8 protein-coding genes are annotated in these 9,404 nt (G+C 39.5%); 2 read left to right on the top strand and 6 right to left on the bottom strand.

The window, feature by feature from the left end:
• The 4 genes from F607_RS0122035 to F607_RS0122005 all read right to left on the bottom strand — a co-directional run.
• On the bottom strand, nt 1–554 hold a 554-nt coding region (locus tag F607_RS0122035), incomplete at its 3' end, for an ISAs1 family transposase (RefSeq protein ID WP_157365561.1).
• A gap of 1,495 nt (nt 555–2,049) precedes the next feature.
• Entirely contained in the window at nt 2,050–2,745 is a 696-nt protein-coding gene (locus tag F607_RS0122015; RefSeq protein WP_027709801.1) for a hypothetical protein, read from the bottom strand.
• 10 nt (nt 2,746–2,755) lie between these two features.
• Entirely contained in the window at nt 2,756–3,442 is a 687-nt protein-coding gene (locus F607_RS33140) for a phage tail protein (RefSeq protein ID WP_051311734.1), read from the bottom strand.
• Complete coding sequence (locus F607_RS0122005; protein ID WP_027709800.1) at nt 3,442–4,008, bottom strand: phage tail protein I; 567 nt, start codon at nt 4,006–4,008, stop codon at nt 3,442–3,444. Before F607_RS0122005 ends, F607_RS33140 begins: the two co-directional genes overlap by 1 nt.
• Before the next feature lie 544 nt (nt 4,009–4,552).
• On the opposite strand from F607_RS0122005, the gene F607_RS0122000 reads away from it, so the two are divergent.
• Together F607_RS0122000 and F607_RS31105 are read left to right on the top strand one after the other, a co-directional pair.
• Nucleotides 4,553–6,055 (top strand): DUF3360 family protein, encoded by a 1,503-nt coding sequence (locus F607_RS0122000; protein ID WP_338112639.1) that lies wholly within the window; start codon nt 4,553–4,555, stop codon nt 6,053–6,055.
• A 656-nt stretch (nt 6,056–6,711) separates the two neighbouring features.
• A complete protein-coding gene (locus F607_RS31105) occupies nt 6,712–7,953 on the top strand; it encodes a chitinase (protein WP_051311733.1) in 1,242 nt (413 codons plus the stop codon).
• Nucleotides 7,954–8,199: 246 nt separating this feature from the next.
• On the opposite strand, the gene F607_RS0121985 is transcribed toward F607_RS31105, so the two are convergent.
• Both F607_RS0121985 and F607_RS31100 read right to left on the bottom strand, forming a co-directional pair.
• A complete protein-coding gene (locus tag F607_RS0121985) occupies nt 8,200–8,841 on the bottom strand; it encodes a site-2 protease family protein (protein WP_051311732.1) in 642 nt (213 codons plus the stop codon).
• A 315-nt stretch (nt 8,842–9,156) separates the two neighbouring features.
• Nucleotides 9,157–9,404 (bottom strand): transposase (locus F607_RS31100; RefSeq protein WP_038292044.1); only part of this gene is annotated, 248 nt, incomplete at its 5' end.

The raw sequence follows: 9,404 nt of genomic DNA, 5'->3' as shown, positions 1-9,404 counted from the left end.
ATTTTTTCAGCAATCGCTTTGTGACATCCCATCGCGTCAATTGATACAACAGCACCTTTAACTGCAATGGCTTCTAATAGCTCAGGGATAGCGGTGATTTCGTTTGACTTTGTATCCGTCTTCAGCTGGCCTAAGACGAGTTTATTTTCTATTGACCATGCATTAACGAGGTGAATCGCATTTTTCTTATCCGACTCAGTAAATGATCGCCTAAGGGTTTTACCATCAATCGCGACTAACTTACCTGGGAAATGATTAGTGATTGATTGTACCCATTGGATAAAGCAGTTTTGAAATGAACGAGGGCAAAGATGCGAGAAAAAACGACCAAAGGTGTCATGGGAAGGTATCCCATTAGGCAATTCTAGAAAGCCTTGAAACCATGCTTCCTTGGCCTTACCAAATCGCTCAATAGCAACCCAATCATCTGCTCCACACAACGCAGCACAAATCGTAATAGTAATGATATCAACCAACGTATGACGACGATGGCGTTCAACTCGAGGGTCGTCTAAGTGACTAAAATGATCTGCAATTGTATTATTTTTTTCCAATGTGATGCTCTAAGTCAGTTGCTAATCATCCTATTATACTGATTTTGTTGTATTTTTATATGCGATTGCCCTGGTAATAATGCCCCCCAAAAGTATTATAAACCTCTCATCTTAAACCATACTATTAACTGTAAGAAACTACTTAAGAAATATGATGATAGAGACACCCTGAAGCAATTAAGATGTCCATACTCATACCCAGACATGGATCTTGACAATGGGCCATATTGGCTTTGGATACAAGATAAAGATATCGAACCAAATATCCATTTAAAAATAGATATTAACTTACCTAACAAAATTTACGAGTACACATGTAAAAAAGAAAATGATCATAAAACTTACTGCAGAACGACTGAAGGCGAACTACTTTGGGAGCAGTAGTTTGAGTAAGGCTTTCTTATGGTAACAGATGTATTTAAAATTAATATTTCACTAGTAGTCATTACGTTACTGCTTACTGGCTGTAGTATGAGCCAATATATAACCCTATCTGCAGAAATATTGTCCCATTTTTACATTTTTTTCTAGATGGAGATACAGGTATGGAAGGAGTATTATAGGCTTATATTTATGTTGCTCACATACACTTTATTTACTTTGTTTTTTTCTTACTTATCCCTAATCTTTTATACTAGCCCCCCAGCTATGGGTCATACAGGTATTGAGCTTATTTTGCCACTTATTCTGTTTACGGTGAACGTTTTTGTGTTTGTAGTTGTCAAGCTGGCTTCAATAGAATTAAAACCGAATAGCATCACTCTGTATAAATTTTACTGGGTATGGTGGATAGGAACAATTTTCTACTCATTCATTCTTTATGATCAACAAGAATTCATTAAATATATCTTCATGTAGATAGCTAATAGTCGACATGGATTATAAACCAACCAAACTCAAAAAGCTTATTTTCTGTAGCCCCCCTTTGTCCAACGGCTGCATAGCGCCCATCAAACACGCCGTAAACCCCTCCCTGGAGACTCGGTTGCCGCTTCCTTGCGGCAAACAGTTCGATGTACGTTATCCAGCCTAGATATTATCAAGTCACACTTTGAATTATCACTACTGCTTATTTAAAAGCGATTGATTTGTTACTACAAAGTGAGCCTGCAATGCTTGAATTAGTTTGTGAAGCAGGTGCCGGGAGCACCGTGAGCAGTAGAGACCAAGGATGCTCTTCTGCTGCGGGAAGAACAAATTAAATCATGCATTGCATCAGCACAATCTCTATTCATTAAATAGTAATTATTATATGTGCCTGCTATGAAGTGGTAACCCAGTTACTATAGATTAATTCTCAACATGTTCAATAAGAATTATCTATTCACTGTTTACGGTAAAACCATCTAAAATATAATTTATTAACCATACTCACTTCATTTTAATTAATATAAACCTACCCAAACAATTAAAATAAATCAGTTTATAAAAACCTATCTTCACCTGGTTATTATAAATAAAATATTGTAGTATTTAATCATTACTCTCTACCAACTCAAATTACTAACCTTTCACACTCTTCAACTATTTGATTTACTTTTTCTTGGAAAACCTGCACTAAATTACTTAGTACCTTTTCGCTTCGTTTCGTTTTGACTTCTGTCAACACTTTAAACTCTGCACCATCGATAATAGCAAGGTTCTTAGCTAGAGTTTTATAATACTCTATATGTTTACTAGCAAGCATCTTTGGAGTTTCATTGTTTCCCCTAGCCTCACACTCCATCTTTAAAATTGCTATTTCAACATCAGTTGCGGAGTCTTCCAGTACACGCTGTCCTCGTTGAATTTTGTCATTCCAACCCATAAGAGCATACTTTCCAGAATAACTAGAAACTTTTTCTCTTGCCACATTGCTAATGCTTTTTAACTGTTTAGATATCTGTTGCTTAATTTTTTTCAACGCTACTTGAGGTGGTGTTTGCATAGCTTCAGTAGGTTCTAAAACCCCAATATCTTTTATTTGATGCTTAGTACCATCAGGCAACCAATATTCAATACCACGGTAGTCTGGTAAAACTATCCAATGATTATTTTTAAAGACAGCCACTTCATTTTCTTTTACCATAGGAGGCTGCTCAAGTGTTGCATATGTTGCTACCAGAGGCTTTCCTTCTAGAGGGTCAGATCGAGCTATCACTTGTGTTAAATATTCACCCGTTTTAGAGTGATAGCTATATACAATTGTCATTATTTATTCCTTAATATTTAATACAATACAGCATCGCACAATTACGGGGCCTCGTTTCGTTTCCACCTGTTTTACCTGTTACAGTAGATAATTTATCGAACCACTCACCAGAACCGCCAGATAAGTTTTTAAAAGTAACAATCGAATGATCGTGTGACTTAATTTCATCCATTTGATATGACCCTAATTGCCTCTTCTCATCAATTCCACGACCATTATCAAAACCACGGATAAATTCACCGCGCAAATCTGGCAAATTAAAAGTTGTTAAACCATTACTTTCACCAAACACAGTACCAATTACACTAAATAAGTTGGCATAAGATATCCGAGACAAAGCAGCGCCATTACATTCAAGCCACCCTTCTGGCGGGGTATCTGCGGCAAAGGCGATGACGGCACCAGGAGGTGCATACACTTTTCCACACTTGCCATCTAATCGTTCTGAATCTGTAGCCTTTCCCATTACATCTAGTTTAGAATTTAATGCAGCTTGCAGTCCTGTAACGTCAGTAACTCCCAACTTATCAACATCAGATATTAACTTGTCAATTTGTTGTTTTAGCCATGCTGTTCTATTCGCAAGCTGCTTAGCTTGACGATTAGAAATACCATCAGGTCCTGCCACTACAGGATCAGTTGTTTCAAGTTGGTAAATACCTTCTTCATATTCATTTATTTCAGATAAATGTGCCATTAAGCTACTCCGTGTGAAAAACTTCCATCATAAGAAATTGTAGAATTGTAAATATGTAAAGCCTGGTCATAGTGCAAACCTGCTAAATAGCAACGAGCAGGTGCAGTTTGCGATAATAATCGACGCACTTGTTGAGCTTGAGTAATAGTAATTGGACGGTGAAGATAGACTCTATATGCTGCCCATTCACGCCCCCTATCACCATGAAAATAATGCCCGTTATATAAAATTCTATTGTTATATTGCTGTGCATTCAGTCCTTCAATAATAACGGCATCACCATAACCTGCTGCCGTTAGTGCTCGCCGAACGCTGCCAACTGTGGCTTTTTTAACGTGAACACCAAAACTTTTCTGTACGGTTTGACGCTTTTGATCTTCAGACCAATTACCATCCCATTCATCAACAGATAAAGTCCAGGCTAACCAAGGTAATAATTTTATAGGACACTCATCGGGATTCCATAATAATCCAATCCCAACAGGTATATTATCCAAACGTGCCACTGCTTGCTCTTGCGCACATTCTTTAAGTGTTGAATTTATTGGTAGTAATTTATCAGTCATTTTTTCATTACTCTTCCCATGATCAATTGCAAATAAAGCAGCGCTTTCAGCCTTGGCAATTTATTAAGGACTCCCTTAAGTCTATTGCTTAGTATTTTGGGCAAGGGCTTTGTGATTTCATTGAAGGTAATGTAACACGAGCTCACTGTGGTATTTAGGTGAAATATTTCACTTATTAATAGAGTGAGCATACTGACAAGTAGATGCTTCAAAGTATACGACGATGAATAAGGCTTACTGGATAGCCTCATCACCTTATTAATTAAACAGCGATTAAATAATTTCAATAAAACTTTATTTCTTAAACCAAATAACTTTTGTGACAGTTCCCACAACGCTATTTAGCGCTTGGCTACTATTAATAATTGTTTTTTCTTGTGTTTGCGATTAAAATTTATACACCAAATTTGCCATAAAAATGGTAATTAAAACTTTTTTACGCTCAGCCCAGACTTTTAGTCTGGGCTTTTTATTTTAACATGATTAAAAAATGATCGAGATCAATAAACAACAAATAACGAGTAGTTTGTAAGTCTATTTTGCTATGCGTGGTTCAATCCCCCCGCAAAAAATTATAGGAAAATATATGTCCAAGAAAAGCACGACATTTTACCGTGACAAGCGCCGTAAGTCGCAAGAGTTCGAAAGCCGCGAGGAGTTTTTGAACCACGATCTTAAAATAATGAGTTTTCGTCGTTGGGGTATTCACCTCCCCTTCCGAGATTACTCCATCGAAATTGAAGACTGGGTACCCGCATTAGCAGCTACCATTGGTAAAGTGGTGATGGTGACCGCGATGGTAGCGGCTTTTGCTGCCCAGTTTGGTTTGTCTCCTGAATTTGTGGCTGAAAACGTTCGTTATGAATTACTGATTGCCGGAGCACTTTTTGTCATTCTGTTTTCCGCCATTCTCAACCCCAATGCAAACTTAGCCGGTACCCACGGCCCAATGATCCCGTTGATTCCACTGATTGCTGCGGCAGGAGGACATCCCCTGGCATTGGGAATCATGGTCTGTGTATTCGGTTTGATACTTGCGTACACCAAAGGGGGGTCAAAGTTAATGACTCTCACGGGGGTTGGTGTCCGAGGAGGGCTGCTCATCTATCTCGGTGCGGTCGGCCTGATTGGACAAATCAACAAGACTGAAGCCTGGGCCACAGCCAGTGACCAGGGTTATATCTCCTTCGCAGTCATCGGTGTGACAGTGCTGATTTATGCCTACCTGGCTAAGATTGGCAAACGCTGGCTAGCGATCCCGCTATGTTCAGCTTTAGCAGGTATAGTGGCATATAGCATGGGGGCTGATTTTGCCTTTACCACCGAGCCTGGCTTGCCAAACTTCAATCCATTTTACTGGTGGGGTGAAAACACTGGTTGGCAGCTTGGCTGGCCTAACCTGGAGCACTTTATTGCTGTTATTCCTTTTGCGCTGTTAGCCGTTGCAATGTGGTCACCTGACTATCTGGGTCATCGAGTATTTCAAGAACTGAACTATCCAAAAGAAGCTAAAGGTGTACTGATGGATGTGGATGACACTATGGTCGCTGCATCGATTCGTCAGGGTGTAGGTTCCTTCCTGGGTGGTGGTAACCTGGCTTCATCCTGGGGTACATACATGATCCCTGCCGCTATCGCTAAACGTCCAATTCCCGGTGGCGCTCTGCTGACTGGTATTTTATGTGTGCTGGCATCAATAATTGGTTATCCAATGGATCTAGCCATGTGGGAGCCGGTTCTGCGTGTGGCGTTAATCGTCGGTGTATTCCTTCCACTGCTGGAAGCGGGTATGCAGATGATCCATAAGCATAAAGACTCACTCAGCGCTGGTATCTGTATTTTTGCCTGCGCTTACGTTAACCCGGTATTCGGTTGGGCAACCACCATGTTGTTGGATAACATAGGTCTGATTGGTGATCACGAGCGCGCCAAAGAGTTATCTGCCAAAGACAAGTACCTGATTCCCGGCATAGCCTTTGTTATCTGTGTGGGTTCACTGGCAGCTGTGGGTCAATTGCCAGGCATTCCTGCACTGATTGGTAATTAAGCAGTAACTCGCTAATTTCAGCTAACTATGCAGGGTGCAGTGCCTGCTAGAAACATCGTTAACAGTAGAGACTAAGGATGGTCTTCTGCTGGCTCCAGCAATTCGCTACGATAAAAAAACAGTTTTAGATTTACTGAATACTACAGTTTAATCACTTTTATAAAATCTGCATAACGCCCCGTTAAATACGACGTAAATCCATCATAAACTATTTTTTACACCCAGTTTATCTAGGGCCTGTTAACATTACTTTCGAATCATAACAATCTAAAAACGTACTGATTAGTATATATAGTCAAATATTATTAACCCGCCTCCCCAAAATTAATCTACATTTTAACAGACTCCCTTGCATACCTTTTACATCACTCAAGGAGATTTTATTTTCGCCACTACACTATATAAGTAACAGGCTATATTTGAAACTTTTTTTGTGAAACAAATTTTTAATAAAAATTATAAGTCATTTAGCGTTCTTTATACCCAATACGAATGGTTTTTAAGTGCAACCATCGAGTGACGAAGCCCCATGAGCCTATATTAATAGGTGATTGGGGTGAGGGGTGAAGATAACAAAACCTAGAAATCATTCGTGAAGGGTATATATCAAGCTAGCTTGTTGAGCTATTTCATTTCTTATTTACAAGGAAAGTAAAATGAAATATTCCAATGCATATTTAATGTATTGCACGGCAGTCACTTCTCTTTTTGTTATATCAACCACATTGGCTTACCAGACAGACCCGCCGCCCATTCAACAAAAGCTTTATACCATTCCATTGAGTGAATTAAAAAAGAAAGAAAAAGCATTAACTGACACGCCTCTCATGAATAAAGTAAAAGCATCAATCATAACTTTAGATAACAATAAAGTTGATGCTATTCAACCTGGCAATCCCAAAAATCCTGACAATGTTAAACGGGTAGAGTCTCTCGTCTCTTTAGATGAATGGAATTATCTTTTTAGTAAAAGAAACAGTGCTTATACCTATAAACACTTTTTACAAGCTGTTGGAAAGTTCCCAGCTTTTTGCGGTGATACACCAAATATCTACTATGCTGATAAATTTTGTAAAAAATCATTGATAACCATGTTTGCACACTTTACCCAAGAAACAGGTGCTCATGCACCTAACTGGGAGCTACCTGAGTGGCGACAAGGGTTATATTATGTAAGGGAAGTTGGTTGGACTGAAGATATGAGAGGTGGTTATAACGCAGAGTGTAATCCTGACATATGGCAGGGAAAAACATGGCCCTGTGGCAAGTTTCCTGATGGTTACTTTAAAAGCTACTTTGGTCGAGGTGCTAAACAACTTAGCTATAACTATAATTACGGTCCATTTTCTGATGCGATGTTTGGCAGTATCAGACCTCTTCTCGATCATCCAGAAAAAGTAGCTAATACCTGGCTTAACATCGCTAGCGCTGTATTTTTCTTTATGTACCCTCAACCACCCAAGCCCAGCATGTATCATGTGATTAATGGCACCTGGCAGCCCAATAAGCATGATCGCGATAATGGTTTAGTTCCTGGTTTTGGGGTAACTACCCATATTATCAATGGTGGGATCGAGTGTGGCGGTGCCAAAGAACACAGGCAGTCAGTGAATCGAATACATTACTACCAAGCGTTTGCCAAGCAGCTAAAACATAGTATCCCTGATGATGAAGTGCTGGGTTGTGCGAATATGAAACGCTTTGACCAGTTTGGTAGTGGTGCTCTTAACATCTACTGGGAACAGGACTGGCGGTGGGACCCTTCAACCCCTTCAGGTAAAAGCTATACCTGTAAGCTCGTGAGCTATCAAACACCTTTCACAGCTTTAAAAACGGGCGATTATATTAAATGTGTTCAACACCACTTTGATGATTTAGTCATTGATCCTGAGAGTTAGATATACCCAAAACGAAGGGTTTTTAGGGGCGGCCGTCAAGCGATGAAGCCCCTGGGCAAGTTTACTGCTGTGAAACTTGCGGTAGCTACTTTAATTGATATAACAGCGCTGCTGGGCGGTTATATTAGTAAGTGACTGGGGTGAAGAGCGCTGACAACAAACCCTAAAAATGATTCGTGAAGGGTATACATAAAAAAACCTCAGTCACTCAACCAATGACTGAGGTTTAATTTATCTTAATCTCGCCTAGATAAACGTAATATAAGGTAAAATTGACTGCCCCATAATCCAAACAAAGCTGAAAATAGGCAATCCCGCTAAACTTAATAGCATTAACCCAATAAATAGCATTGTGCCGTAACGTTGATTAAGCACTTGATACGCTATTCCTGCCTTTTTGGGCAGCAAGTAAGGCAATATATAGTGGCCATCTAATGGGCCAATAGGCAGCAGGTTAAATACCATGAGAATAAGGTTTAAAACAGCTAACCCTGTGAAAAAGATACCAGGACCTTCACCTGCAAACATTTCCAAGCCATTTTGGACACCAAACATATAAAGGTTGATAGCAATTATTGCTACCAGTAAATTCATCATTGGCCCTGCGGCAGCAACCACTAAGCTTGCATTGGGTGAGGTAAAATTTCGTGGATTCGTCGGAACGGGTTTGGCGTAACCAAAACCTACACACAGTGCCATGAGAAATCCCATGAGATCAATATGCGCTAGTGGGCTTAACGATACTCGTCCTTGTTGTTCCGCAGTGCGATCACCGTAGTATTTTGCGGCATAGGCATGGCCAAACTCGTGAAAAGTAAAAGCAATAATGAGAGATATAACGAATAGGATAAATGTGGCTATCTGACCGTGATAAAGCAACTGCAACATGTACTTCGATTCCTTAAGTCATACCTAATAGCATGCTAACCATTAAGGCTATGTACTTTAAGTATGTAATAACACAAGGTGCTATTGTACTCAGGACAGGGTAAAAATCAATTCTTGACACGCGTTACGGCACTGATTAATCGCTTATTCATGGCAGATTATGTCGAAGGATAAAAGAGGGGAATTCAAACCTAAAACGTTGGGGTTAAGAGAGATGATAACAAAACCACAGAATCATTCGTGAAGGCTATATTCATTCCATGAAATAGACAAAGTAATTAGACCCTGTAAATATTTCTGTGTATCCGCCCAGTTTTAAATATAGGGTCTAAGTCGATCCTCAAACTCAATCATAAATCGATTTAACGCCGCTTTCCAATTTCGAATCGGCATTGTCCACTTTTTTGATGCATCCTGAATCGCTAAGAAAATAACTTTTCTTGCCGCATCATCCGTTGGAAACAATTTACGCTTTTTAATCGCTTTTCGGATGACGCTGTTGAGTGATTCAATGGCATTCGTTGTATAAATCGCTTTGCGTATGTCATCAGGATAATTAAACA

The organism is Zooshikella ganghwensis DSM 15267 (genome assembly GCF_000428585.1).
In the GTDB taxonomy this organism is placed as follows: domain Bacteria; phylum Pseudomonadota; class Gammaproteobacteria; order Pseudomonadales; family Zooshikellaceae; genus Zooshikella; species Zooshikella ganghwensis.
The sequence above is the reverse complement of the archived record's forward strand: the minus strand, read 5'-3'. Positions and strand labels throughout refer to the sequence as shown.

What these genes read in the sequence shown, in the direction of transcription:
- F607_RS0122000 (WP_338112639.1), top strand. Translation starts at nt 4,553, where the DNA reads ATGCGTGGTTCAATCCCCCCGCAAAAAATTATAGGAAAATATATGTCC.
- F607_RS33140 (WP_051311734.1), bottom strand. Translation starts at nt 3,442, where the DNA reads ATGGCACATTTATCTGAAATAAATGAATATGAAGAAGGTATTTACCAA.
- F607_RS31105 (WP_051311733.1), top strand. Translation starts at nt 6,712, where the DNA reads ATGAAATATTCCAATGCATATTTAATGTATTGCACGGCAGTCACTTCT.
- F607_RS0122005 (WP_027709800.1), bottom strand. Translation starts at nt 4,008, where the DNA reads ATGACTGATAAATTACTACCAATAAATTCAACACTTAAAGAATGTGCG.
- F607_RS0122015 (WP_027709801.1), bottom strand. Translation starts at nt 2,745, where the DNA reads ATGACAATTGTATATAGCTATCACTCTAAAACGGGTGAATATTTAACA.
- F607_RS0121985 (WP_051311732.1), bottom strand. Translation starts at nt 8,841, where the DNA reads ATGTTGCAGTTGCTTTATCACGGTCAGATAGCCACATTTATCCTATTC.